We start from the raw sequence: 25,657 nt of genomic DNA, 5'->3' as shown, positions 1-25,657 counted from the left end.
ATCGTTCATCTACCTTCCTTATTTCAACTGTTCTTTTAGTTTTTCAATAATCGCGCCATCTTCGATCGTTTCTTGGGAGCCGTCAGCCATGTTTTTCAACTGGACTGTATTCCCTTCAACCTCATCTTCTCCGATGACAAAGACCGCTTTCGCATTGAATCGATCTGCCGATTTCATTTGGGCTTTCATTTTCCGGTCCATATAGTCCATATCTGCACGAACGCCGGCATTTCTTAATTCGTTTAATAGTTTGAAGCCTTTTCGGTGAGCCTTCTCATCAAGCGTGACGATATAGACTTCAAGTTCACGTTCTTGTGTAAACGACTTTCCTTCCGCTTCAAGAGCGAGCAGAAGTCGTTCAATGCTCATTCCAAAACCAATGCCAGGCGCGGATGGTCCACCAATTTCTTCCGCAAGGCCGTTGTACCTGCCACCGCCGCATAGTGTCGTAATTGCCCCGAAGCCTGCCGCAGTGCTCATTATTTCAAAAGCAGTATGATTGTAATAATCAAGGCCGCGAACAAGGTTCGGATCAAGTTCATAAGAAATGCCAACATCGTCCAAATAGCCTTTCACCTTTTCAAAATACGATGCGGATTGTTCATTCAAATAATCTGAAAGTGACGGTGCAGTTTCCATTAAAGGATGCTCCCGGTCCACTTTGCAGTCAAGGATACGGAGCGGATTTTTCTCAAGACGTGATTGGCAATCACTGCACAATTCCCCGATTTGAGGTGTGAAATGTGCAACGAGTGCATCCCGGTGTGCATTCCTTGACTCACTGTCTCCTAAAGAATTCAGAACAAGCTTCACATCTGTCAATCCTGATCGTTTGTAGACATCCAATGCTAAAGCAATCACTTCGGCGTCGATTGCCGGATCTGCACTGCCGATTGCTTCTACTCCAAACTGGACAAATTGACGATAACGCCCAGCTTGTTGACGTTCATATCGGAACATTGGCCCTTGATAGTAAAGTTTGACAGGCTGATCGGGATAACCGAACATTTTATTTTCGACGAATGAACGGACGACCGGAGCTGTTCCTTCTGGACGAAGCGTCATTGAACGGTTTCCGCGGTCTGTAAATGTGTACATTTCTTTCGTTACAATATCGGTAGTATCCCCTACTGTCCGTTGAAACAATTCGGTCTGCTCGAAGATCGGCGTACGTATTTCTTTGTAACGGTAATTGTCACATACATCGCGGATAATTGATTCGACTTGCTGCCATTTCCATGATTCGGAAGGCAAGATGTCTTGCGTCCCTCTTGGCACTTTGAAATTCATTTGACTTCCCCTTCTTTCACTTTTCATTTCCATGGAAACTAAAAAAAGCCCCCATCCCTTGTCAATACAAGGGACGAGAGCTTATAGTAGCTTCCGCGGTTCCACCCAAATTGGCACAAATTGCATGCCCACTCGTACCCGGATAACGGCCGGTTCCGTCCGTACCTACTGAAGATTGCTTGTTCAGCACGGAGCCTCGATGGTGTTGTTCACTCTATCCGTCTGTAGGGTGGATTTCAGCCACGTCCGCCCCTCTCTTGTCAGCCTGCAATAAAGTTACTTTCCATGTCTTCGGCAAATAGTTGTGTAAGATTAAAACTAATCTTAGCCATTCATTCACAAAGTGTCAACCTTTTTCATTTCATTGTGGTTTTTTCTTTGTAAACCTTCTACAATGGAAAAAAGGGAGAGTGATAGTTTGTCGAAATTTAGCAAATGGATTCTAGCTATCATCCTTCTCGCTTCGATAGTTTTCGAGATGCCGATAATTTCCGCGAAAGGTGAAACGGTCATCATCAATACAAAATCCCTGAATGTCCGTTCTGGTCCCGGCCTTACATATCCCGTGACCGGCTCTATGAAGAAAGGGGAACGCGCGGAAGTGCTGTCCACATCAGGCGACTGGCATGAGATCAAATACGGAGCGGGCAAAGGTTGGATTGCGTCATGGCTAGTCGTAAGTGAGGAAACGACGGCTCTTGGGGAAATGACAGCCGTATCAAAAGTGAACACTCTAAATATCAGAACTGGTCCTTCATTAAGCGCAGCTGTCATTGGACAGTTGAATGCCGGAGAATCGGTCGTGATGACAGGGCGCCAAGGGGAATGGGCTTCTATCGTCAAAAATGGTATTGACGGTTGGGTACATACCGATTACATCACCGTAGTTCCGCAAAGTGAAAAAGAACAAACTGGAACAGTACATAAACCTGAAGTGGAGGATCCCGAGCAGTTCACAGTGTCTGTCGACGGGCTGAATGTAAGAAAAGAACCTGATTTATCTTCAAAAAAAGTCGGTTTAATCCGAAAAGGGGAATCCTACCCCGTTGAAGAGATCGATGGGAACTGGGTTCGTCTTTCATTAGGAAAGAAATCGTCGGGCTGGGTCTATTCATTCCATGGCACATTCAGCGAGATAAACGAAACAGGCAGCAATGCGACTGCATCCGGTAAAAAAGTGACCGTATTAACGAATGGGACCAATATCCGGTCTTCTGCAACGACCTCATCTTCAATCGTGACGAGAGCAAACGCTGGTGAGAAGTTGACGGTCATTGGTGAAGAAGGCGATTGGTACAATGTTTCACTTTCTACTGGAGAGACGGCGTTCATCGCCAAATGGGTCGTTTCGACAGGTGAAATCGCAAGGGCAGATCAGACTGGCGAGAAGAAAACCACAAGGACGCCAGGGACGTTAAATGGACTTACTATCGTTGTCGATGCAGGTCATGGCGGCAATGACCGTGGCACGACAGGAGCCCAAGGAACTGATGAGAAACAGCTGACGTTGATGACGGCGGAATTGTTGTCTGCCAAGCTGAAGGCAGCAGGAGCGAATGTTGTGATGACACGTGAATCGGATACATATGTCTCGTTACGAAAACGTGTCGCAGTCAGTTTACAATCGGACGCGGACGCTTTCATAAGTCTCCATTATGATGCGAATCCAGACAGTTCAATCACAGGTTTCACGACGTATTACACGCACGGCAATCAAAAATCGCTTGCAGCTTCCCTCAATGATGGACTAGCCTCAACGATCAGCTTGAGGAACCGGGGAGCACAGCCTGCGAACTTCCTAGTATTGCGGGAGAATCGTAAAAATGCCGTTCTTATTGAGTTAGGATTTTTATCAAATCCTTCAGAAGAGAGAATTTTGACGACCGATATGTTCCGTGAGCAGGCAACACACGGAATTTATCAAGGATTGCTTGATTTTTTCGATGCGAACTAAAAAGAGACACGATGGGATTCGAATTCCCTCCGTGTCTCATCTAAATCGCGCAGTCCGGTTATTCCGGTAACTGCGTTTTTTTATTTTGATTCTACTATGATGGTGACAGGACCGTCATTGACAAGTTTGACGTCCATCATTGCACCAAATACGCCGGTTTCGACTGTTAAGCCTTCATTGCGAAGGGCGTCGTTGAAATAATTCCAAATCGGTTCCGCTTGTTCTGGCCTTGCCGCTTCAATGAAGCTTGGGCGTCGCCCTCTTTTCACATCGCCATACAACGTGAATTGGGAGACGGAAAGGATTTGGCCATCCACCTCATCGATGGATCGGTTCATCTTCCCTTCTTCGTCCTCCCATAACCGAAGACCTGCGATTTTTTTAGCAATATAGTCCGCGTCCTGCTCCGTGTCACCATGAGTAATCCCTACAAGAAGGACGTACCCTTTCTCTATCTCGCCGGTTACTTCGCCGTCCACAGTGACGGAAGCTTTCCCTGACCTTTGTAAAACGACTTTCATGAAAACACCTTCCTGCTTAATGAATCACCCGCTGCACTGAATAGATGTCGCGTATTTGTTTAATGCGGTCAACGATCCTGTGCAAGTGGGAGATATCGGTAATTTTAATCGTCATGTTGATTTTCGCAAGCTTATCCCGTTCTGCTGCTTTTCCGCTTACAGCCACAATCGGTGTTTTCGTATCCGCTACCATCATCATCACTTCGTTCAGAAGACCTTGGCGATCGAATGCGGAAATTTCAATATCGACTTGGAATTCCTTCCGTTCATTATTCGTACCGACTGACCATTCCACGTCAATGAGCCGATCATTGTCTTCGTCGGTGAGAATATTTGGACAATCAGCCCTATGGACCGATACGCCCCGACCTTTCGTAATGAATCCGACAATTTCGTCGCCTGGAATTGGATTACAGCATCTCGAAAGACGGATGAGCAAATTCTCAAGACCTTTGACGATAACACCCGATTCCGTCATGCGGACATGTTGAGGAGTTTTCATGTCGGATACAATTTTATCAATCGCATCCTGCTGATCGCGCTCTCGGCGAATTTTTTCCGCGAGCCTGTTAACGACTTGTTGTGCTGTAATTCCGTTCGATCCGACAGCCGCATACATGTCCTCTTCGGAAGTGAAGCTGAATTTGTCGATGGCCCGCTGAATGTTTTCTGGAGTGAGGACAACTTTCGGATCAAACTCCTGAAGTTTTATTTCCCTTTCAACTAGCTCTGAACCTTTGATAATATTTTCTTCCCTCAATTGCTTCTTGAAATATTGCCGGATTTTATTCCTCGCCTGCGATGTGTTAGCAATTTTCAACCAGTCGCGGCTTGGTCCAAATGATTGCTTTGATGTGAGGACTTCAACGATATCCCCTGTGAATAACTCCGTGTCCAATGGAACCATTTTACCGTTCACTTTTGCACCGATTGTCCGATTTCCTACTTCCGAATGGACTCGATACGCAAAATCAATTGGGACTGAGCCTTTTGGAATTTCAATAACATCTCCATTAGGTGTGAACACGTACACCATGTCGGAGAAAAGATCGAACTTCAATGACTCCATGAATTCCTCAGCATTTGAAGATTCGTTTTGAAATTCGAGTATTTCACGGAACCATTTTAATTTGGAATCGATATTATCCGGCTTCTCGGAGACGGTTTTCCCTTCTTTGTACGCCCAATGCGCAGCAACCCCATATTCGGCGATCCGATGCATTTCTTCAGTCCTGATTTGCACTTCCAGTGGGTCACCTGCTGGTCCGACTACGGTTGTATGGATAGATTGATAAAGGTTCTGCTTAGGCATAGCGATATAATCTTTAAACCTTCCAGGCATCGGCTTCCATAGCGTATGAATGATCCCGAGTACCGCATAGCAATCTTTTATGCTTTTGACGATAATGCGAATGGCAAGAAGGTCGTATATTTCATTAAATTCCTTGTTTTGAAGGATCATTTTACGGTAAATCGAGTACAAATGCTTCGGCCGGCCGTTGATTTCCGATTCGATGCCCATTTCGGCGATTTCTCCGCGAATTGTCTCCATAACCGTCAATAAATACTTTTCCCGTTCATCCCTTTTTTTCTTCATCATATTGACGATTCGATAATATTGCTGAGGATTCAAATAACGGAGAGCAGTGTCTTCCAGTTCCCACTTGATTGTGGAAATACCGAGCCGATGTGCAAGCGGTGCGAAAATATCAAGAGTTTCAGCGGCCACTCGGCGTTGCTTTTCTTCAGAGACATGTTTCAATGTCCGCATATTATGAAGACGGTCCGCAAGCTTGATAAGAATAACTCTGATATCCCTCGCCATCGCAATGAACATTTTGCGGTGGTTCTCTGCCTGTTTCTCTTCGTTCGATTTGAATTTCAGTTTTTCCAGTTTTGTCACGCCGTCGACGAGCATCGCCACTTCTTCACCGAAATCGCGAATAATATCTTCACGTTTCACATCGGTATCCTCTACAACATCATGTAGGAATCCTGCAGCGACTGTAGAAGGATCCATCTGTAATTCTGCTAAAATCCCTGCCACTTGGATAGGGTGGAGAATATACGGTTCACCTGAACTTCTGAATTGTCCATCATGAGCAGCCTTCGCTGCCTCATACGCCTTTTTGACGAACGCGACATGCTGTCCATTCATATATGAGGCAACGATTTCAAATATATCTTCTGCCGTCATGTCACGATTTTTCGCCATTTTTCTACTCCTTTCGACTAATTCCGCAAAAAAATTAAAGATAATACTATTGTATGTATAAACCGACAAAAATGTAAAGCCCTTAGGATAAAAAAAGATCCTCCGTAAATATACGGAGGAAATTTGTCATTAATAAGTAATAAGCGCTTGAATATCGTAGCCTTTCAGTTTTTCACGTCCATTTAAGTACGTCAATTCAATCAAGAATGCACATCCTGCAACGACACCGCCAAGTTTTTCCACAAGTTCCACAGTTGCACCGACAGTTCCGCCAGTTGCAAGAAGATCATCGACGATTAATACACGTTGGCCAGGCTTAATGGCGTCTTTATGGATTGTCAACGAATCTGTGCCGTATTCAAGATCATACTCGACAGCAATCGTCTCCCGCGGCAATTTACCAGGTTTCCTGACGGGGGCGAAACCTACTTCGAGCGCATACGCGACAGGGCAGCCAATGATGAACCCTCTCGCTTCCGGCCCAACGATAATATCCGTCCCGACCTGTTTTGCAAATTCAACGATCTGATCAGTCGCATATTTATACGCTTCTCCATTATCCATAATCGTTGTAATATCTTTAAAGCTAATACCTTCTTTTGGATAGTCCGGGACAATCGTCACGAAACTTTTCAAATCCATAATTGTTCCTCCCTATTGACGGTTTCATTGCAAATTTCGTCAAACCAATTTTTCAATTCCATATATGGTGCATAGACGAGCATCTTTTCCAATTCGATCTGATGCTCCCGCTGTTTGTAAGAAGGTGCTTCGGAAAGATTTTTCTTTCCTGCATCCTCCATTATATAAGCAAGACCATTCTCTATCTTAACAAATCCGAGCTCAGAAAACACCTTTGTCATGAAATAAATTGTGTCGATCTTCCAACCTCGGTGCTTGGACAACTCTTGCACTTGCTTACGCAAATCAAATGAGCCACGTTTCTTTAAAAAGCTATAATACCATCCGAAATGTTCCCGGCTCGGAATGCCCTCAAAATACAATGATTCGTTGACGAAGAAATGAGCATATACCCGTTTCGGATTCGTCCGCTCAATCAGTTCCTTCATTTGCTCCGTTCCAGGCGGCATATCCAAAATAATGACATGATCGAATTCCGTCAATTCCACTTTCCCGAATTGATGGATCTGTACATTTTGTAAAATAGACTTGAAATGGGTGATTGACGATTCATGGAATGCAATGAATAGATTATTCTTTTTCGGAATAGTTGAAATCCATCGATTCGGTTCCCGGATCCCTCTAAGATCGAAAAGCTGTCGATCTTTAGATTGAATGTCGTCAAGGAGCATTTGCGGTTTCTTCCGTCCGTTCCATTCGTTCACTTGCAAATCACCAGTAACGGACAATGTGACGCCTGGACTCATTTCATCAGCAATGGATCCGTTTCCGAAACCAATCACATCCAGACTATTCACTCCGTCAGTCAGTTCAAGCTTCAAATGATTTTTTGCCGCACCGATTTTCCTGACAGATGACGCAGAAAGATTTTCGATTAAAAAGACGGGCTTCTCAAACGCCACACCGAATGGCCGTAGCAATTCCAATGCTTCGAGAACGTCTACATCGATCTCCCCGATTTCAAGAGGGACATCGATCTGCACTTTAGGTGTAAGCATTTCATCGGTCAAACATAATTTACCTTGATCATTTAAACGGGTCCGAAGAGTCTCTACATCTTCTATCGAAAGCGACATACCTGCAGCCATTTCATGACCGCCGAAATGCGGTAAAATATCGGCGTTCTTTGACAGCTCCTTGAATAAATCAAAGCCGGCAATACTTCGCCCAGATCCTTTCGCTATACCTGTCTCACCGTCTACGGACAAGATGATGGACGGTCTGTAATACTTCTCGGTCAAGCGGGACGCAACGATACCGACTACGCCTGGATTCCAGCCTTCCCCTTCGATGACGATGACATACGGGAGCATATCCCCATACATATCGATCATCGTCTGTTCCGCTTCATCCGCTATTTTTGTGACGAGCGCTTGTCGCTCTTTGTTCAACGTATCCAATTGTTCTGCTATGGACATCGCTTCCATGCGATCTTCTGTTTTCAGCAGATGAACTGCAGGATCTGCACTTCCTAAACGTCCAGGTGCATTTAATCGTGGTCCAATCATAAAACCGAGAGATTCCTCGGAAAGTGTAAGCTGTTCGGTACCGCTCACCTTGACGAGCGCCTGTATCGCAGGACGAGAGGACTTCCGCATGCGCCTAATCCCTTCTTTGACGATGAATCTGTTTTCATCTCTCAATGGAACGAGATCGGCAACCGTGCCGATAGCGGCAATTTCGTACAACTCTTCAGGCACTTCACCGAGTAAAGCGCAAGCCAATTTAAAAGCGACCCCTACGCCTGCAAGCTCTCCAAAAGGATAATTGCCTTTCGGATGACGAGGGTGGATGATGGCATCTGCCGCTGGTAGCTCTTCACCGATTTCATGGTGATCAGTCACGATAACATCCATGCCAACCGATTTGGCATAGGCAATCGCATCAATTCCCGAGATCCCGTTATCGACTGTGATGATGAGTGAAGTGCCTGCTTGATACAACTCATCAAACAGCTCAACATTCGGCCCGTATCCATGCTTGAAACGGTTTGGAATAGCGAAGCCGACATTTGCACCTAGTCGTTCAAGAGCTGTCGTCAAGACAGTGACACTCGTCACTCCGTCTGCATCGTAATCTCCATAAACAGTAATTTTTTCTTCCCTATCAATTGCTAGACGAATACGTTCCACTGCTTTTTCCATGTCAAAAAGTAAAAAAGGATCGTGCAAGCAACGATCTTCCATATGTAAAAAGGACTTAGCTTCCTCCACAGAACTAAAACCTCTTGAAACAAGGATTTTGGCATGGATGGACGGGATGCTAAGCTCTTCCATAAATGTATTGACGATTTTTTCATCCGGACGATTAATCGTCCACGTTTTCATCGGTTCTATCATTACGATTCACATCCTCTTATGCCTATTATATAGGAATACAGCAGACTCTTAAAGGGGTATGCGAATTACTTATTAATTTATGATGCATCATTTTCACAAATAAAACAGCACCCCTGCAGGGATGCTCGTTAGTTATCTCCTTCTAATTTATCTTCTCTCGTAACTGGATACGCAAGTTGTTGCAATGCTGCAATTTCATTTTGCTGGGTCGCAATGGTAATCTCTTTTGCAGTCATTTCTTTTTTCAATTCATTGATTCGCCGATTGGCATGGAGGGATCTGAACATAGCCATCAACCCGCTGATGGCTGCACCGAGGAATGCCGTAAAAAGAATGACAAGGATGAGTGGTAGTTGCGCTTTACCGAACAAGTAATTCACTTGGACAGATTCAATATTTAGAATGGCGAAAAAGGTAATAATGATGGCAAATAAAATACTTAAAATCAACGACCATTGCATCTTCATTCTTCTTCACTTCCCTTCAATCAAATAAATGCCAAATAAAAACAGGGTATACAATAAAAGTATACCCTGTTCGAAATGGAGTTAAAACTTGCCTCTTCCGGAGCCGTCAGACGACTGGCTCATCAGAACCCCATTGTTTTTTCTCTGTATCAACTTTCAACGTGCCTGATTTTTGCAATTGCTTCTTCTTCAAGTCAAACCAGATTTGGGCAGAAATGAAGATAGAAGAATACGTACCCGCTATCAATCCGACAAGTAGAGCGATCGAGAATGGACGAATCGCTTCTGCTCCGAGAGCAATCAATGCCACAACAACAAAGATAACGGTCAAGACTGTGTTAACAGAGCGACCTAATGTTTGACGGAGCGATTTATTAACAATGTCCGCCAATGCATTTGCGTTGTCGATTTTGCCTAGCTTATGCATATTCTCCCTAATCCGGTCGAAAGTAACGATCGTGTCGTTGATCGAATAACCGACGATCGTCAGCAAGGCGGCAATAAATGTAATATCCACTTCCAGCCTTGTAATACTAAACACGGCGACCATGAAGAATACGTCATGGACTAAACCGATAATGGTTGCAACACCCATACGCCATTCAAAACGCAAGGCGATATAGATGAGGATTCCAAGTCCAGCAAATAACAATGCCTTAAATGCGTTTTTCGCCAATTCCTTACCGACCGTAGGCGACACGGTTGACACGTTAGGATCGGCGCCATAGTGGGCTGCAAGATCCGCCTTCAGTTTATTTATTGTTTCCTGCTTGAATTCATCCTTGTAACGGACAACCCCGATGTTGTTCGTTTCACCTGAAATGACAATTTCCGAGGACGGATGTCCAACTTCTTCAAGAGTTTTTGAAATTTCTTCTGTCGTCAAAGGTTTATCGGACAGGATTTCAACACGAGTACCACTGGAGAAATCGATTCCCAAATTCAATTTGAAGATGCCAAGCACGATGACACCGGAAATAAGTAGAACTGCGGAAATGACATAAAACTTTTTCCGCGTTTGTACAAATTCAAACCAGTCAAATTTGGTTGTAAGATCGAGTGTATCCAGTCCCTCTTCTGGAGCATGGACTTTTTTCTTTGAAATACCGAACAAGCCGGTTTTTCCATCAAGGAGTCCACTGTTCACGAGAAGTCCCAAAAACACACGTGATCCCCAAACAGCAGTCAAGAAACTGACAAGGATACTAATGATGAGCAAGATCGCGAATCCTTTAACTGAGCTTGTCCCGAAGATGAACAGGGCTATGGCAGCAATTAAAGTCGTGAGATTCGCATCCAAGATCGCTGTAAACGCTGATTTTGCTCCTCCGGCAAAGGAAGTCTTTACGGATTTTCCTACTCGCAGTTCCTCTCTGATCCGTTCATAAGTCAGGATATTTGCGTCAACCGCCATCCCGACACCGAGCATGAGGGCTGCAATCCCCGGTAACGTCAGCACCCCATTAATACGGGTGAAGACAAGCAATATGAGGTAAATATAAATCGATAATGTGACAACAGCGACAAATCCAGGTACGCGGTAATAAATCAGCATGAAAATGAAGATTAGTGAAATACCGACGATCCCGGCTAGTACTGTTTTTTCCAAAGCTTGTGCGCCGAATTGTGCACCGACAGAAGTGGAATAAATTTCTTCCAAATGAACCGGAAGTGCACCGGCATTCAAGATTCCTGCTAAATGTTTCGTTTCTTCGACTGTGAAGCTACCTGAAATTTCAACATTAGACGAATTGATCGTCTGACTTACATATGGAGCAGAAATGAATTTAGGTTTTTCCTTCATTGCTTCTTCTTTGAATGAATCAACGCCTTCGACGAAGTCGAGCCAGATGACCATGACGTTTTCAGGTCTCTTTGCTGCTACTTCCGACGTCACTTTACCGAACTTGTCCGGGTCTTTCATTTCCAATGTAACGACAGGATTTCCGGTTTGGCCGAAGTTCGCTTTTGCCTTTCCTTCCTTCAGGTCCGTTCCGTCCAACAGCAAATTATCGTCAGCATCCCTGAATGTCAGGTTCGCTTGTGTGGATAATAATTCACGAGCAGATTCCTGATCTTCAACACCGGCCAATTGTACACGAATCCTATTATTCGATTCGACTTGGATAATTGGCTCACTTACTCCGAGCACGTCAACACGGTCACTTAGAGCGCTGGCTGTATCAGCGACGACGTCTTCAGTGATCTTTTGGCCTTCTTTAAGAGGCTGGACTTCATATAGGACTTCAAAGCCCCCTTGAAGATCGAGCCCAAGTCTTACATCTTTTAAAATCGGATTTGTCGTAGCGCCTATCAATGATCCGAACATGACGAGCAATAACAGGAATGCTACGATCCGGCTTCTTTTTTTCATAAGTTAGTTCCCCCTCTGTACGTGAAGCGGTAAAAGCAATTCCTATGTACAGTTTTTAAATAAAAATATAACACTCCAATTATGAAACAGAGAATGGCATATGTCAAATAGTTGGACATTACAGGACTGATTGTTCCCCTTTACTTTTCGGCGAAAGAAGCAACTGCAGCTCATCACTATTTAAATCCGAAAACCAATTGGAATCCCTCTGTTCCTCGATTTGTGTATATGTCATGAATTCAGCCGGAGTTAGAGTTAGCACACCATTCACGATTTCATGGATTCGCATTGTTGATACATCTTTCTTCCGCCATTTTTTACGTATGCAAAATTTCCAAATCTCTTCATTCGTCACCGTCGAATAGCCATAAAGACGGAATTCATCCCTCTTGCTCTGAATAGCGGGCATTGCATGTTTGAATATCTGCTCGAATTGCATCGTCAACTTTTCCATCCCTTTCCCGTTCAGTCGTAAATAGACAAACCTAAGCATAGATTTAGTGTATACGAAATGACCGGAATTGAGAAGGAGTTGTTTTCATGTCCACTTTCATCCGTGGAACCGCCATACTAATGATAGCTGTTTTCATGTCCAAGCTATTGGGATTCGTTTATCGCATCCAATTTATGAGAGTGGCTGGGGAAGAAGCTGTTGGTATTTATATGACCGCCTATCCCGCTTTCATTTTTTTCTTATCACTTGTCCAATTGGGTGTCCCGATCGCAGTTGCAAAAGTGATTGCAGAGTTAAAGGTGAAAGGCGAAACCGCAAAGTTGCCTGCCGTCATGAAGACCGCAACTTTCATTACAATTTTCACAGGTGCTATATTCATCCCATTATCAATTCTTTTCATCCCGTATTTATCGGAAACATTATTAGGAAACGCAGCATCTTCTACAACATTATATGTAGGGATTGCCATTATTCCGATTTCAGCTGTCTGTGGATTGATTCGCGGATATTTTCAAGGAATCGTCAGGATCGAAGAAACAGCATGGTCCCAAATTATTGAACAATTGTTCAGAATCATTCTGATCACATGGTTGCTCCCTATTATGCTTGTCCCGGACAATAATCCGATGAATGCCGCTTATGCAATGGGCATCACATTGCTTGCAGAAGCTTTGTCGGCGCTTTATCTGTGGTTCAAATACCAACAACATAAACGCAAGGATCGGAAGCCTGTAGTCAAAAAAGAACGATATCCGGCGGAACCGTTGCTTTCCATTGCGTTGCCTTCTTCCGGAAGCAGATTATTCGGTACGTTTACGTGGTTCCTCGAGCCGATCATTTTCTTGCGTGCTTTATCAATGGCGGGAGTCGGAGCCGTTGCAGCGACCTCTCTCTACGGGATCATTTCAGGGGTTCTCATCCCATTGCTTCTATTCCCCTCTTTCATTCCTTACGCGTTGTCTGTCGTCCTCGTGCCTGCCGTGAGTGGGGCCGCTGCTTCTAGCAATAAGAAAAAGCTTCAAGAGCGTATCCATTTGGCGTTGCGCCTTTCCGCATTAACAGGAGCATTCGCGGCAGCTGTCTTTTATATTCACGGACAGGCGCTAGCCGAGAAGCTTTTCCAAATATCAGAAGGCGGTTCCTATATGTCGTTACTTGCGCCGATTTTTTTCTTTTATTACATCCAAAGCCCTTTGTATTCCATTTTGCAAGCGACTGGTGATGCGAAGGCCGGCATGATGAATTCGGTATACGGAGGAATTGCGAAATTAGGAGTCATGTTTGTTTTAGCCTCCCAACCTGGATTGCAGGAGACCGGGGCGGTACTTGCAATCGGATTCGGTGTTCTCGTAACTTCTTTCCTCCATATCGCAACTTTACGGAAAAACAAAGCTGCTGCTGCAGGGTTCACGATGTTCGCCTTGCCTTATGTATCCTTCATTTTAACAGCGGTCATACGCCCTATTTTCATTCCTGTCGGCGAGTACGGATTGGTGACTGAATGTGTAATTACAAGCGTTTTCCTTCTCGTCATCTTATTGCTGTTCGGGCAAGTGAAGAAAAATGATGTTCTTATGCTCAAGAGGTTGACAAAAATTTACTGACAATCCTTTTTAAGTTGAAAGTACAGTTCTCCTTCTTCATACGAACAGTAGAAGATTTGTTCCACACCATTTACACCTCTTTCTTTCAGTTCTTGAATGAGCCAATCATCGGATTTTCCGATCATTTGGACGTGCCGGCTTTGGATGACGCCATCTGAAATAAGTGCAAGGACCGGCTGAGTGTTTTCTTTTGTGAATACTGACAAATTTCCGGAAGGCTCCAAATAAGCATAAGACACATCGCGTATAGATCCAATTTGCTGTTCACGGAGCTGTTGGAATAAATCATCCAAATTGTATCTTTGCTTGCGCATTTGTTCTTCTTGAATAATTCCATCATGAATGATTAAGGTCGGATCACCATCGACAATGTCCCTAAATTTTTTGCTCTTCAAGGAAAGGTAAGAAGTTAGCAGCTGGATGCCGAGCAGAAGGAGCACTGGAAAGATTGAGTGAAGCAGTTTTTTATCGGGAGATTCCACTGCTACCGCTACGACTTCAGCCATGATGACAAAGACAACAACGTCGATAACGCTTAGCTCGCCTACTTCCCTTTTTCCCATGACTCTCAGGACGATCAGAACAAACACATATAACAAAATAGTCCTGTATCCGATGGTTAAAAGATCGTTCATCATGTATACCTCCTTTTACAGAAAGGATGCCTGTTCCCGATTAGGAATATACAAAATTGAAAAAGAGGCGGTTCACAGTAACTGTGAAACCGCCTCTTGAACTTGTCCAATGTTAAGATGCTTCAACAACCCGACCGACAGCTTGTCTATCGAATTGTAAAGTTGTGCCGTCAGCGACTTTCAAAAACACAGATGTGTCGTCTACAGCATCAATCACTCCGTGAAGTCCGCCGATTGTAATAACTTTATCGCCACGCTTCAAACTATCTTGCATCTGCTTTGTTTGCTTCTGTCTTTTTTGCGCAGGTCGAATCAATAAGAACCACATGATTGCGAACATCGCAATAATCGGAAGCAACGTACCGAGCATACTACCATCATTCATTATTTTCCCCCCTCTTCTATCGGTTTATTATACAAGATTCAAAAGTTTTTTGCATTTGGTTTGTTGAATCCGTATTGTTCAAAAAACTCTTCCCTAAAATCACCGAGACGGTCCTGTCGAATGGCTTCCCTTATCTTTTCCATTAACTGCAGGAGGAAGTAAAGATTATGATAGGATGTCAATCGGATGCCAAAAGTTTCATTTGCACGGATTAAGTGGCGAATATATGCCCTGCTGTAGTTTTTACATGCATAGCAATCGCAATTTGGATCCAATGGACCGAAATCTCTTTCGTACTTCGCATTTTTAACGACAACGCGCCCTTCGCTCGTCATCAAAGTTCCATTCCTTGCAATACGTGTAGGCAGTACGCAGTCAAACATATCGACTCCACGAATGGCTCCGTCGATTAAGGAATCGGGTGAGCCGACGCCCATCAAATAGCGCGGTTTGTTTTCCGGCAAGAGCGGCGTTGTAAATTCAAGTGCGCGATTCATGACATCTTTTGGTTCCCCTACCGATAATCCGCCGATTGCATATCCAGGGAAGTCGAGTGAAACGAGGTCTTTTGCGCTTTGTTTACGCAGCTCCTCGAATTCTCCCCCTTGGACGATTCCGAAAAGCCCCTGATCCTCTGGACGCGCGTGTGCTTGTAAGCAACGTTCCGCCCATCTGGACGTTCTCTCGACACTTGCTTTCATATATTCGAAAGTAGCGGGATATGGTGGACATTCATCGAAAGCCATCATAATATCCGAACCGAGCGCATTTTGGATTTCCATCGCTTTTTCAGGGCTAAGAAAAAGCTTGCTGCCATTCAAATGGTGACGGAAATGGACCCCTTCCTCTTCAATTTTCCGGAATTCACTCAATGAAAACACTTGGAAACCGCCGGAATCTGTCAAAATCGGCCGATCCCAATTCATAAATTTATGGAGTCCGCCAGCTTCTTTAATAATATCATGTCCCGGACGGAGCCAAAGATGATACGTATTGCTGAGAATAATGCCTGCCCCCATCTCTTTCAGTTCTTCCGGAGACATCGTTTTCACTGTTGCCTGTGTCCCGACAGGCATGAATGCAGGCGTTTCAAATGAACCGTGAGGCGTATGGACGATCCCGAGCCGGGCACCCGTCTGCTTGCACGTTTTTATATGTTCGTAAGTAATTGCTGCCATCTACATATGATCCTTTCTATTTTCGGGAAAAACGTCCCTTTACTTTTTTGAAGGTTTGATGAACATCGCGTCCCCGAAGCTGAAGAATCGATAGTTCTCCTTCACCGCTTCCTCATACGCAGCCAGTATATGCTCACGTGTCGCCATTGCCGAAATTAGCATGATCAAAGTCGATTTAGGCAAGTGGAAGTTAGTTAGCATGCCGTCGAGAATCCTGAACTGGTAGCCAGGGTAGATGAATATCGATGTCCAACCACTTGTCGGGACGATTTTTCCGTCATTTTGCGAAGCGATCGTTTCGAGCGTCCTCGCTGAAGTCGTCCCGATGGCAATGACATTTCCGCCTTTTGCCTTCGCTTCATTTATAGCATTTGCCGCCTTTTCAGTCACTTGATAATACTCAGAGTGCATCGTATGATCCTCAATCGTATCTACACTGACCGGACGAAATGTTCCTAAACCGACATGCAAGGTGATGAATTCGATCCCGACACCTTTGTCTTTTATTTCTTGTAATATCTCTTCCGTGAAATGAAGACCCGCAGTAGGCGCTGCTGCCGAACCTCTTTCTTTTGCAAAAACTGTCTGATAGCGGGATTGATCATCGAGCGTTTCTGTAATATAAGGAGGAAGGGGCATCTGGCCTAAGGAATCCAATATTTCATAGAAAATGCCTTCATATCGAAATTTGAAGATCCTTCCGCCTTGCTCCAGAATTTCAGTACATTCAGCTTCCAATCTTCCATCCCCGAATGTGACGACGGTGCCGACTTTCACTCGTTTAGCCGGCTTCACAAGTGTCTCCCATTCGTCTGGACCCGTCTCCTTCAGGAGTAGCACTTCAATGGATGCTCCCGTGTCCTGTTTTGTGCCGATCAACCGTGCCGGTAGGACCCGCGTGTCATTTAGGACGATAACATCTCCTGGTTGCAGCTCATCGACAATTTGACGGAATTGACGATGCTTGACCTCTCCCGTTACTTTATCCAAAACCATCAACCTGCTAGCCGTCCGATCTTCGAGTGGCGTTTGTGCAATCAGATTTTCTGGTAAATCAAAATCAAAATCATTTACATCCATAATGCAGGTGAACTCCTTCTAAGTAGAATAATATTGATTTTCGCTACAGGCGGACGCTTTCCAATCGAACAGCGAAGGGTTCGATTTGCCGTATTTCTGCGCCTTTTGCAGAAATTAAGGCAGCCTACATATCCTGCTCACAACGCTCCGCTTTTGCTCGCAAAAGCCGTTCTTCGTTACGGCAGGGAAAAGATGTGCTCACAACGCTCCGCTTTTGCTCGCAAAAGCCGTTCTTCGTTACGACAGGGAAAAGATATGCTCGTAACGCTACGCTTTTACTCGCAAACGCCGTTCTTCGTAACGGCAGGGAAAAGATGTGCTCGTAACGCTTAGCTTTTACTCGCAAAAGCCGTTCTTCGTTACGGCAGGGAAAAGATGTGCTCGTAACGCTTAGCTTTTACTCGCAAAAGCCGTTCTTCGTTACGGCTTTCGCTGGAGTCGCCGCCTTTCGCTACAATCAATGGTGCTAGCTAAATCAATATCTTTAAATTGGAAGCTTCGCTATTATTTATGTCATTGTCTCTGGAAACGTATAGCCGAAATGGTCATAGGCGAGTTTCGTTGCGATCCGGCCGCGTGGTGTCCTTTGGATGAAGCCGATTTGCAGTAAATAAGGTTCATACACATCCTCGATCGTAATGGACTCCTCGCCGATACTCGCCGCGATTGTATCAATTCCGACTGGCCCTCCGCGGAACCGTTCAATCATGCTGACAATCAATTTATGATCAATATGATCGAGGCCGTGTGAATCGACTTGCAGCATTTCAAGAGCTTCTTTGGCGATACCCATCGTAATGCTGCCGTCTCCACGTACTTGGGCATAATCACGCACTCTCCGCAAGAGGCGATTGGCGATCCGGGGGGTTCCCCTCGAGCGCCTTGCAATTTCAACAGCTGCATTGTCGTCAATATCGACGTCGAAGAGACTCGCACTCCTGATCACGATTTCCTTTAATGGACCTTCCCCATAATATTCAAGGCGAAGCGGCACACCAAACCGGTCACGGAGAGGTGCGGACAAAGAACCGGCCCTCGTCGTAGCCCCAATTAGTGTGAATGGAGGAAGATCGAGTCGAATCGATTTAGCGGATGGACCTTTTCCGACTACGATGTCAAGGCAAAAGTCTTCCATTGCCGGATAAAGCACTTCTTCAATCGACCGGTTCAAGCGATGGATTTCATCGATGAATAGGACATCGCCCGGCTCCAACGATGAAACAACTGCTGCCAGATCCCCTGGCCTTTCAATGGCGGGTCCGCTTGTCATCTTCACATTGACGCCCATTTCATTCGCAATAACGGTTGCCAGCGTTGTTTTTCCGAGTCCCGGCGGACCGTATAAAAGGACATGATCCAAGCTCTCACTTCTGCCCTTTGCGGCTTGGATGAAAATGCTCAGATTGTCCTTTACCGTATCTTGTCCAATATATTGCCGCAACGTCTGCGGTCTCAATGATTGTTCGAAGCTGTCATCGTAATTCGTTTGTTCACCTGATATGACCCGTTCCATAGCCCGCTCCTCCTTCCTTGAATACTATCTTATTTTTGCTTCAGTAATAGCCGCAATGCAAGCTTCATGTAACCTTCTGTATCCAAATCTTCCTTCTGCATGTCCTGTTTCACTTTCGTCAGTTCCCGTTGTGAATAGCCTAGTGCTTGTAAGGCGAGGATAGCTTCTTCGAGTGCACCATTTTCCGCCATCGAGAACAGTGTCATATCTGTATCCGGCATTTCGATTTCTGTGAATAAATCCCCGAGCTTTCCTTTCAAATCAAGGATCATTTGTCGGGCTGTCTTTTTTCCGACTCCCGGGAATTGAACGAGGAATGCTTCGTCTTCCCTTTCAATGGCGCCGATCACTTGGGATGGAATTCCGCTAGCCAATATGGCAAGAGCGCCTTTCGGACCGATTCCTGATACAGTGATGAGTTTCTTGAACAATTCTCGTTGTTCAAGGGATTTGAATCCTAGCAGCCATTGCACGTCTTCTCGAACGTGCAAATATGTGAACACTTGTTGGATTTCCTCTGTTAGGTGGAATGCATATGGATTAGGCGTCATGATTTGCCAACCGATGCCGCCTTGTTCAAGCGTTATGTATTCGGGTGTCACCCTCGTGATTGTTCCTTTTATGTAATCGTACAAGTCATTCTCCCCCTAAAGTATCGAAACTATTATAGCATACGAACGGGTTTTCTACCTATTGATGTGATACGCCACAAATAAAAAAAGCCGCGGACGAGGCGGCTCATTCACTTGCGTTATGATAAATGTTTTGTACGTCATCATCGTCTTCTAATGCGTCGATCATCTTTTCGAATTGGTCGGCATTGTCTCCTTGCAATTCGCTATAGATTGTCGGGATCATTTCGACTTCTGCCGAAATGAATTCAATCCCTTCAGCTTCCAACGCTTCCTTCACTTCCATGAAGCTGGACGGTTCTGTAATGATTTCAAAGCCGTCCTCTGACGACTCGATATCCTCGGCTCCCGCTTCCAGCGCGGCAAGCATGATCGATTCTTCATCGGTATCTTCCGTACGCTCGATGAATAGGCGTCCTTTACGATTGAAGAGGTAACCGACTGAGCCACTTTCCCCTAAACTGCCACCGTTTTTATTGAAAGCTACACGGATATTCGGTCCTGTCCGGTTCCGGTTCTCAGTCAAACAATAGACGAGAACTGCGACTCCGCCAGGTCCGTATCCTTCATAGACGACTTCCTCATAGTTTTCATCCGCTCCGGTTCCGGTCGCTTTATCGATCGCCCTTCTGATGACATCATTCGGCACGTTGAAGCTTTTCGATTTCTCGATTGCAAGCCTTAGTGCGGGATTCATCTCTGGATCTCCACCGCCTGATTTCGCGGCTACATAGAGTTCCCTTGACATCTTTTGAAAGATTTTGCCACGTTTCGCGTCTTGCGCGCCTTTACGGTTCTGGATATTTTTCCACTTTGAATGGCCAGCCATTATGCATCCTCCTACTTCATGATCCGTTCTATATCATACCATAGCTTCGGCCATGAAGAGAGGGCATATTCAGTAAATGGGATTAGCTTCCTTGAAAGGCTTTCCTGTTTTTCTTCCGGCATGTTCAACAAGTGCAACCATTCTCGTAGCAGCTCATTCGGATAGAGCAGCATCGCCTTCGAGGCGTTATCGAGATTCCGTAAAGATGACTGCTCCGAAAGAAGAAACTCCAAATTGTAATTAACATTCGGTAACACACGGTGCATCCAAAGAGCCAATTCCGTTCCAGAAGGTCCTAAACACGCAAGATCGAAATCGATGAATCGAATCAGACCATTGCCGTCTCTAAGAATATTATGATGCACAACATCTCCATGGAGCAGGGTAGAGTCGGTGACTTTCTTGTAGTTCTTTTTTAAGATAGGAAGAGCTTCTTCCCCGTACATGACGATTTCGTCAATCGCTTGTTTAGTTAAGAATTTCTCGAGCGCCATTCGTTTCTCGATAAATCGGCTCAATCTTTCCCGCCACTTATCAAGAAGTTGATATCTGTGCAAATAAGGGGAGGCGTTCCAATCAATCTGTTCCTTTGTCCTATGCAATGCTTGAAGGGCCAAAAGCGAATCCGTCCGATCTATTCTTCGTCTGAAATTGACGGGCTTTGTTCCTTCAATCCATGGCTGCATGATGAATAATGGATCCTCGGTCGGTATGATTGGAACGATATTCGGAAACCGGATTGCATGTAGCTGTTGGTGCACATACTCCACTTTCACAGCGGTTGATCGTGTATCATACCGCTTCAATGAATAGGCGGCTTCTCCTTCTTCGACTTTCCAGACGTTTTTTTTTACTTTTCGGATATTCTTTTCCAGCGCCATGCCGTCAGCATCCGCATCCACAACCATCAAAGTGGAATGGCTGCATATGCATTGGATATATGTGTCCAGGGTGCATATGCATTGGATACATATGTGTTGGATACATGTGTGATGGATACATATGCGTTGGATACATGTGTGATGGATACATATGCGTTGGACTTACTTGCATCGGCATCATATAATTCGGATACATCTCGCTCGGCCCAGAAGCAAAACCTTGACAATAAGGACAGCCACAAAGGTTTTGATGCGGCCTCATCCCATACGGACTTTGAAACGCGGGCGATACCATTTGCGGTATAAATGCATGCTCAGGCGGGAAGTATTCCGAAGAGTCCATCATCATAGACTCCATCATTGGAGACTCCATCATTGGAGACTCAATCTTTTCCCACCCTCTAATCGGATATGGCGGGGCAACTCCAGGACCTCCTCCCGGATAAATCGACGATTCCTCGAACTCCTCCAACTCTTCTGTCATTTCGATCTGTGGCGGTTTCACTCCCATATGAGCAGGAGGCATCGGCATTTCATGTGCAGGCATGACCGCCGGCATCTGATGAGGATATGGAAACGGCATCGGTGGACAGTCTGCATCGAAAATCGGCATCCATCCACAAGGAACTGGCATAATCGGTTGGAAGAATTGCATCGTCATTGGAGGTACCGGGACCGCAGGCGGTATTGACGGCAGTGGCATAGGCGGCGGTGGCGGCGGCAGTGGTTCAGCCGGCGGCGTCATCGCAGCGGGCGGCTTTGGTGCAGGCATGCTCGGAATAGGCTGTACCGGCACTGCAGGCGGCTTCGGCATTACAAATTCCTTCTCTTTCTTTGGCAATGGAGGCGGCGCTGCATGCTTTTCCTTTGGAGGTGGAGCCGCATGGTGAGGCGCTGCATGTTTCTCCTTCGGAGGTGGAGCCACGTGATGAGGCGCTGCATGTTTCTCCTTTGGAGGCGGAGCGGCGTGATGCGGCGCTGCATGTTTCTCCTTCGGAGGTGGAGCCGCATGATGAGGCTGCGTATGTTTTTCTTGGCCTTTCTCAACCGGGTGAGGCGAAGCTTTCTTCTTCGGCAGGAAAATCTTCATTCCCGGAACGATATAATCTGGGTTTGCCAAATGGGCATTTACCCTTTTCAAATCTTCAAAAGGGATACCGTACTGTCGTGCAATTTTCCACAACGTATCCCCTTTTACAACAATATGGACATCCACTAACAAAATCCCCCTTCCATCAATTCATCGTATGAACGAACGCCCATCTTTGTGACGCATTTTTAAGAAAGGCGCCCTCTCTCTTACTATGTATATTGTGAGAAAGAGTTGATTATTCACTTGAAAAATTGATGTTTAGAAGTTTCTACAATATGAAAAACCCTTCAAGCTAAATGATTTAGCGTGAAGGATTCTTTTCATACATAAAGTACGATCCTAAAGAACGGACGGTGCAATTAAGTGCAGCCAGTTCCTCGAGCGCACCTTTCATCATAGCATGGTCTTCGCTTTCCAACACATCAATGATGAAGAAATAGTTTCCTAGACCAGTTTTCATCGGCCGGGATTCGATTTTGCTTAAATTCAACTTCCGCCATGCAAAAACCGATAAAATTTGGTGAAGCACCCCTGAACGGTCGTCTTTCGGTAATTTTACCATTAAGGTCGTTTTCGGTATTTCCGAATGACCAGGCTCTTCCAAATATCCTTTTCGCATAGACAAGACGACAAATCGTGTATGGTTAAAATGAAAATCGTGGATTTTTTCCTCTGCGATATGTAAGCCGTATTTTTCGGCAGCCAAACGATTTCCTATTGCAGCAATACATAAGTCTGGATTTTCGGAAATATACTTTGCAGCTGCCGCAGTCGATGTTGTTTGGATCAATGGTGTACGGCGGTAATGGTATTGTAAATATTTATGACATTGCGCAAGCGCATGTGGGTGGGAATGGACTGATTCAAGTCGCTCCAAGTTATTCTTTTGCTTTTCATTCACCATAAGGTGCTGTTCGATCGGTGTCGATATTTCCGCATTGATGAACAGTTCACTCCCGTGGAATAAATAATCAATTGTCATTGGTACAGATCCTTCTAATGCGTTTTCAAGAGGGACGATAGCATATGCTACATGACCTTCCGAAACCGCCTCTATACAATCTGGTATTGTCGGTTTGGGCACTAAGCCTTGTGTACCAAACAGCTGAGCTGCCGCAATATGTGTAAAAGATGCTTCAGGCCCCAAATAAGCGACCGTCGGCTTGTAATTCTGTTTGCTCATTCCATTTCCTCCATATTTCGTTGTGATCTCTAGCTCCGTGTGCTCTTCTCTTTTTCATTTAAAGTGCTCCGGAACTGATTAAGTGGACAGAATCGATGAAATTTGGAGCTTTCAATCGCTGCATGAACTCCTCCATTTTAATCGGCATCTCAGTGACATCGAGCGATAATGTAATATTCGCACGTCCTTGCACCGGAATGGTTTGGTGTATTGTTAACACATTACATTTTGCTTCGGATACAATCTTCAGAATGGCCGCGAGCGAGCCTTTCCGATCCTCCAACTGAATGAAAATCGTCAAAACACGTTCGCGGGCGATTGATTCGAACGGGAAGACGGTATCCTTATATTTGTAATAAGCGCTACGAGACAATCCTACCCGCTTTGTCGCCTCTTGGATTGTCCTTTCCTCTCCGCTTGCTAGTAACCTTTTCGCTTCCAGCATTTTTAGCATCGATTCTGTCAGCACGTCTTCCCTAACAAGATAAAACTGTCCTTCCCCCAATGGCTTCATAGAATTCCTCCTGTTCGTTAATCCAGCAATATCCCCTATTCGAGGAATTCGAACTCGAAGTCGAGGATTCTAACCGTATCTCCGTCTTTTGCCCCCCGTTCCCGAAGTGCATCATCGACACCCATTCCACGCATTTGACGTGCAAATTTACGGACGGATTGATCGAAATTGAAGTCGGTCATCTTGAAGAGTCGTTCCAGCGTGTATCCCGAAAGGACAAATGCTCCATCATCATCGCGAGTAATTTTGAAATCTGCAGTTTCTGCTTCGTGCTTATAAATAACAGAACGATTTTCATCCTCTTCTTCAATTTCATGCATTGGAAACTCCGGTGTTGTTTCAAGCAAGTCCGCAACTGCAAATAACAGCTGATCCAAGCCTTCACGAGTAATTGCAGAAATCGGGAAGATCAACGCTTCTTCATCGTTTAACTTCTCTTTGAATTGTTTCAGATTCTCTTCCGCATCCGGCATATCCATTTTATTTGCAACGATGATTTGTGGACGCTCCATCAACCGAAGATTGTATTTTTCCAGTTCCTCGTTAATTGTAACGAAGTCATCATAGGGATCCCGTCCTTCCATTCCGGACATATCGATGACGTGGATAATAACTCTAGTCCTCTCGATATGGCGCAAAAACTGATGGCCGAGACCAACCCCTTCATGTGCTCCTTCTATTAGACCCGGCAAATCGGCAAGAACGAATGTCCTTCCACTTTCCAGCTCCACCATTCCGAGGTTCGGTACGAGCGTCGTGAAATGGTAGTCGGCGATTTTCGGCTTCGCTGCTGAAACGACAGATAATAACGTCGATTTTCCGACGCTCGGGAAGCCAACAAGACCTGCATCCGCCAATACTTTCAATTCAAGGGTGATTTCCCGTTCAACGCCAGGTTCTCCTTTTTCCGATAGCTCCGGAGCAGGGTTTTGCGGCGTTGCGAAACGCGAGTTCCCACGTCCTCCACGTCCGCCCTTGGCGATGACAGCAGTTTGCCCATGCTCGACGAGGTCCGCGATAATATGGCCTGACTCGACGTCTTTCACAATCGTGCCTGGCGGAACTTTGACGACCATATCCTCCCCGCCTTTACCGTGCTTATTTTTACTTCCTCCATGCTCTCCGCGTGGAGCTTTGAAGTGACGCTGGTAACGGAAGTCCATCAGTGTGCGCAAGCCCTCATCAACGATGAAAACGACATCTCCGCCTTTTCCACCATCCCCTCCTGCTGGGCCTCCGTATGCGACATACTTTTCGCGGCGGAATGCAACCATCCCATCGCCACCGTCTCCACCTTTAACATATACTTTAACGTGATCGACAAACATAATTATTCCTCCTATCGTCCACGTAGTGTGAACGTCCATTGCTCATCCTGTAGAATCTCACTCATTTCAAAATCTCCATCCGGCTGCGGCAAAGACATTGACCCCAAATGTCCAAGAGGCCCTTCGATTGTCAATTGGATCGACCAATCGTTTTCAGTAGCGTCGACCGCAATATGGACGATATATTCGTTTAGCGGATCCACTGACTGCTCTACTATGCCAATTAGCTTTTCCAAATAATCGGCAACTGCTACATCATTTGCAATCCTGTTTCCAGCAATGATATTACATTGCAGTCTCTTCGAAAAAGCGGTATGTCTCCATTCAAATGTGCTGAGCCAAAGTTCCGTTTTTGGCAAACGAAGCTTTTCTAGCATCGAAATGTGACGCATACGTTCCGTCGACTCTAACAATGTCCTTCTTGCTTCAGAAGTTTTCCCGAGATCCATATATAATAACATCAATTGCAATTCATTTAAAAAATCATGGCGCGCAAACTTCAATGCTTGTTCAATCGTCAGGTTTTCCGATTCCATTTTATCACCG

The 25,657-nt window shown here is 45.2% G+C and carries 23 protein-coding genes and 1 other annotated feature; of the genes, 2 read left to right on the top strand and 21 right to left on the bottom strand.

Going from position 1 to position 25,657, the window contains the following annotated elements; genetic code table 11:
• Positions 1-18 precede the first annotated feature (18 nt).
• Positions 19-1,290, bottom strand: coding sequence for a histidine--tRNA ligase (gene hisS / locus MHZ92_RS13020; protein ID WP_239432152.1), 1,272 nt, complete (start codon positions 1,288-1,290; stop codon positions 19-21).
• Between the two features lie 66 nt (positions 1,291-1,356).
• Positions 1,357-1,591: a binding site (T-box leader), on the bottom strand.
• A 117-nt stretch (positions 1,592-1,708) separates the two neighbouring features.
• Here hisS and MHZ92_RS13015 point away from each other — a divergent pair.
• Positions 1,709-3,244, top strand: a complete 1,536-nt coding sequence (locus tag MHZ92_RS13015) for an SH3 domain-containing protein (protein WP_239432151.1) — start codon at positions 1,709-1,711, stop codon at positions 3,242-3,244.
• Between the two features lie 80 nt (positions 3,245-3,324).
• Here the strand turns inward: MHZ92_RS13015 and dtd are convergent, their stop codons facing one another.
• The 7 genes from dtd to MHZ92_RS12980 all read right to left on the bottom strand — a co-directional run bounded on the left by dtd (position 3,325) and on the right by MHZ92_RS12980 (position 12,295).
• Complete coding sequence (gene dtd, locus MHZ92_RS13010; RefSeq protein ID WP_239432150.1) at positions 3,325-3,765, bottom strand: D-aminoacyl-tRNA deacylase; 441 nt, start codon at positions 3,763-3,765, stop codon at positions 3,325-3,327.
• Between the two features lie 16 nt (positions 3,766-3,781).
• Positions 3,782-5,980 (bottom strand): RelA/SpoT family protein, encoded by a 2,199-nt coding sequence (locus MHZ92_RS13005; protein ID WP_239432149.1) that lies wholly within the window; start codon positions 5,978-5,980, stop codon positions 3,782-3,784.
• Positions 5,981-6,109: 129 nt separating this feature from the next.
• Entirely contained in the window at positions 6,110-6,622 is a 513-nt protein-coding gene (locus MHZ92_RS13000; RefSeq protein WP_239432148.1) for an adenine phosphoribosyltransferase, read from the bottom strand.
• Positions 6,613-8,961 (bottom strand): single-stranded-DNA-specific exonuclease RecJ, encoded by a 2,349-nt coding sequence (gene recJ, locus MHZ92_RS12995; RefSeq protein WP_239432147.1) that lies wholly within the window; start codon positions 8,959-8,961, stop codon positions 6,613-6,615. Before recJ ends, MHZ92_RS13000 begins: the two co-directional genes overlap by 10 nt.
• 128 nt (positions 8,962-9,089) lie before the next feature.
• Positions 9,090-9,428 carry a LapA family protein gene (locus MHZ92_RS12990; RefSeq protein ID WP_239432146.1) on the bottom strand — a complete coding sequence of 113 codons (339 nt, stop codon included), beginning with the start codon at positions 9,426-9,428 and terminating at the stop codon, positions 9,090-9,092.
• Positions 9,429-9,534: 106 nt separating this feature from the next.
• The gene (gene secDF, locus MHZ92_RS12985) at positions 9,535-11,802 is read right to left on the bottom strand and encodes a protein translocase subunit SecDF (protein ID WP_239432145.1); all 2,268 of its coding nucleotides are present in this window, start codon (positions 11,800-11,802) and stop codon (positions 9,535-9,537) included.
• A 118-nt stretch (positions 11,803-11,920) separates the two neighbouring features.
• A complete protein-coding gene (locus tag MHZ92_RS12980; protein WP_239432144.1) occupies positions 11,921-12,295 on the bottom strand; it encodes a post-transcriptional regulator in 375 nt (124 codons plus the stop codon).
• Between the two features lie 47 nt (positions 12,296-12,342).
• On the opposite strand from MHZ92_RS12980, the gene MHZ92_RS12975 reads away from it, so the two are divergent.
• The gene (locus MHZ92_RS12975; protein ID WP_239432143.1) at positions 12,343-13,860 is read left to right on the top strand and encodes a putative polysaccharide biosynthesis protein; all 1,518 of its coding nucleotides are present in this window, start codon (positions 12,343-12,345) and stop codon (positions 13,858-13,860) included.
• Here MHZ92_RS12975 and MHZ92_RS12970 read toward each other — a convergent pair.
• The 13 genes from MHZ92_RS12970 to MHZ92_RS12910 all read right to left on the bottom strand — a co-directional run bounded on the left by MHZ92_RS12970 (position 13,854) and on the right by MHZ92_RS12910 (position 25,647).
• On the bottom strand, positions 13,854-14,495 hold the full coding sequence (locus MHZ92_RS12970; RefSeq protein ID WP_239432142.1) for a DUF421 domain-containing protein: 642 nt from the start codon (positions 14,493-14,495) through the stop codon (positions 13,854-13,856). The two genes, MHZ92_RS12975 and MHZ92_RS12970, sit on opposite strands and share 7 nt — an antisense overlap.
• Before the next feature lie 112 nt (positions 14,496-14,607).
• Positions 14,608-14,880: a preprotein translocase subunit YajC gene (yajC, locus tag MHZ92_RS12965; protein WP_239432141.1), complete on the bottom strand. Its 273-nt coding sequence runs from the start codon at positions 14,878-14,880 to the stop codon at positions 14,608-14,610.
• Between the two features lie 38 nt (positions 14,881-14,918).
• Positions 14,919-16,058 (bottom strand): tRNA guanosine(34) transglycosylase Tgt, encoded by a 1,140-nt coding sequence (gene tgt / locus MHZ92_RS12960; RefSeq protein WP_239432140.1) that lies wholly within the window; start codon positions 16,056-16,058, stop codon positions 14,919-14,921.
• A gap of 39 nt (positions 16,059-16,097) precedes the next feature.
• Complete coding sequence (gene queA, locus MHZ92_RS12955; protein WP_239432139.1) at positions 16,098-17,138, bottom strand: tRNA preQ1(34) S-adenosylmethionine ribosyltransferase-isomerase QueA; 1,041 nt, start codon at positions 17,136-17,138, stop codon at positions 16,098-16,100.
• Between the two features lie 508 nt (positions 17,139-17,646).
• A complete protein-coding gene (gene ruvB / locus MHZ92_RS12950; protein WP_239432138.1) occupies positions 17,647-18,651 on the bottom strand; it encodes a Holliday junction branch migration DNA helicase RuvB in 1,005 nt (334 codons plus the stop codon).
• 29 nt (positions 18,652-18,680) lie between these two features.
• Complete coding sequence (gene ruvA / locus MHZ92_RS12945) at positions 18,681-19,286, bottom strand: Holliday junction branch migration protein RuvA (RefSeq protein WP_239432137.1); 606 nt, start codon at positions 19,284-19,286, stop codon at positions 18,681-18,683.
• Positions 19,287-19,389: 103 nt separating this feature from the next.
• A complete protein-coding gene (locus MHZ92_RS12940; RefSeq protein ID WP_239432136.1) occupies positions 19,390-20,112 on the bottom strand; it encodes a YebC/PmpR family DNA-binding transcriptional regulator in 723 nt (240 codons plus the stop codon).
• A gap of 11 nt (positions 20,113-20,123) precedes the next feature.
• Positions 20,124-21,020 carry an aminoglycoside phosphotransferase family protein gene (locus tag MHZ92_RS12935; RefSeq protein ID WP_239432135.1) on the bottom strand — a complete coding sequence of 299 codons (897 nt, stop codon included), beginning with the start codon at positions 21,018-21,020 and terminating at the stop codon, positions 20,124-20,126.
• Positions 20,998-22,209 carry a LysM peptidoglycan-binding domain-containing protein gene (locus MHZ92_RS21505; RefSeq protein ID WP_370644706.1) on the bottom strand — a complete coding sequence of 404 codons (1,212 nt, stop codon included), beginning with the start codon at positions 22,207-22,209 and terminating at the stop codon, positions 20,998-21,000. The genes MHZ92_RS12935 and MHZ92_RS21505 overlap by 23 nt, the downstream gene beginning before the upstream one ends.
• A 178-nt stretch (positions 22,210-22,387) precedes the next feature.
• Positions 22,388-23,269, bottom strand: coding sequence for a prephenate dehydratase (gene pheA / locus MHZ92_RS12925; protein WP_239432134.1), 882 nt, complete (start codon positions 23,267-23,269; stop codon positions 22,388-22,390).
• 58 nt (positions 23,270-23,327) lie between these two features.
• On the bottom strand, positions 23,328-23,783 hold the full coding sequence (locus MHZ92_RS12920) for an ACT domain-containing protein (RefSeq protein ID WP_239432133.1): 456 nt from the start codon (positions 23,781-23,783) through the stop codon (positions 23,328-23,330).
• Between the two features lie 35 nt (positions 23,784-23,818).
• Entirely contained in the window at positions 23,819-25,111 is a 1,293-nt protein-coding gene (gene obgE / locus MHZ92_RS12915; RefSeq protein ID WP_239432132.1) for a GTPase ObgE, read from the bottom strand.
• Between the two features lie 11 nt (positions 25,112-25,122).
• The gene (locus MHZ92_RS12910) at positions 25,123-25,647 is read right to left on the bottom strand and encodes a Spo0B domain-containing protein (protein ID WP_239432131.1); all 525 of its coding nucleotides are present in this window, start codon (positions 25,645-25,647) and stop codon (positions 25,123-25,125) included.
• Positions 25,648-25,657: the final 10 nt, after the last annotated feature.

The organism is Sporosarcina sp. ACRSL (genome assembly GCF_022346605.1).
Classification (GTDB): Bacteria; Bacillota; Bacilli; order Bacillales_A; family Planococcaceae; genus Sporosarcina.
Note: the sequence above shows the minus strand (reverse complement) of the source record. Positions and strands in the feature narration are given on the sequence as shown.

What these genes read in the sequence shown, in the direction of transcription:
- ruvB (WP_239432138.1), bottom strand. Translation starts at nt 18,651, where the DNA reads ATGGAACGGGTCATATCAGGTGAACAAACGAATTACGATGACAGCTTC.
- MHZ92_RS12920 (WP_239432133.1), bottom strand. Translation starts at nt 23,783, where the DNA reads ATGAAGCCATTGGGGGAAGGACAGTTTTATCTTGTTAGGGAAGACGTG.
- MHZ92_RS12975 (WP_239432143.1), top strand. Translation starts at nt 12,343, where the DNA reads ATGTCCACTTTCATCCGTGGAACCGCCATACTAATGATAGCTGTTTTC.
- MHZ92_RS12980 (WP_239432144.1), bottom strand. Translation starts at nt 12,295, where the DNA reads ATGCTTAGGTTTGTCTATTTACGACTGAACGGGAAAGGGATGGAAAAG.
- hisS (WP_239432152.1), bottom strand. Translation starts at nt 1,290, where the DNA reads ATGAATTTCAAAGTGCCAAGAGGGACGCAAGACATCTTGCCTTCCGAA.
- recJ (WP_239432147.1), bottom strand. Translation starts at nt 8,961, where the DNA reads ATGATAGAACCGATGAAAACGTGGACGATTAATCGTCCGGATGAAAAA.
- secDF (WP_239432145.1), bottom strand. Translation starts at nt 11,802, where the DNA reads ATGAAAAAAAGAAGCCGGATCGTAGCATTCCTGTTATTGCTCGTCATG.
- tgt (WP_239432140.1), bottom strand. Translation starts at nt 16,058, where the DNA reads ATGGCAGCAATTACTTACGAACATATAAAAACGTGCAAGCAGACGGGT.
- pheA (WP_239432134.1), bottom strand. Translation starts at nt 23,269, where the DNA reads ATGAGCAAACAGAATTACAAGCCGACGGTCGCTTATTTGGGGCCTGAA.
- MHZ92_RS12940 (WP_239432136.1), bottom strand. Translation starts at nt 20,112, where the DNA reads ATGGCTGGCCATTCAAAGTGGAAAAATATCCAGAACCGTAAAGGCGCG.
- MHZ92_RS13005 (WP_239432149.1), bottom strand. Translation starts at nt 5,980, where the DNA reads ATGGCGAAAAATCGTGACATGACGGCAGAAGATATATTTGAAATCGTT.
- MHZ92_RS12935 (WP_239432135.1), bottom strand. Translation starts at nt 21,020, where the DNA reads ATGGTTGTGGATGCGGATGCTGACGGCATGGCGCTGGAAAAGAATATC.
- dtd (WP_239432150.1), bottom strand. Translation starts at nt 3,765, where the DNA reads ATGAAAGTCGTTTTACAAAGGTCAGGGAAAGCTTCCGTCACTGTGGAC.
- MHZ92_RS12970 (WP_239432142.1), bottom strand. Translation starts at nt 14,495, where the DNA reads ATGAACGATCTTTTAACCATCGGATACAGGACTATTTTGTTATATGTG.
- MHZ92_RS12990 (WP_239432146.1), bottom strand. Translation starts at nt 9,428, where the DNA reads ATGAAGATGCAATGGTCGTTGATTTTAAGTATTTTATTTGCCATCATT.
- MHZ92_RS12910 (WP_239432131.1), bottom strand. Translation starts at nt 25,647, where the DNA reads ATGGAATCGGAAAACCTGACGATTGAACAAGCATTGAAGTTTGCGCGC.
- obgE (WP_239432132.1), bottom strand. Translation starts at nt 25,111, where the DNA reads ATGTTTGTCGATCACGTTAAAGTATATGTTAAAGGTGGAGACGGTGGC.
- queA (WP_239432139.1), bottom strand. Translation starts at nt 17,138, where the DNA reads ATGGATGTAAATGATTTTGATTTTGATTTACCAGAAAATCTGATTGCA.
- yajC (WP_239432141.1), bottom strand. Translation starts at nt 14,880, where the DNA reads ATGAATGATGGTAGTATGCTCGGTACGTTGCTTCCGATTATTGCGATG.
- MHZ92_RS13000 (WP_239432148.1), bottom strand. Translation starts at nt 6,622, where the DNA reads ATGGATTTGAAAAGTTTCGTGACGATTGTCCCGGACTATCCAAAAGAA.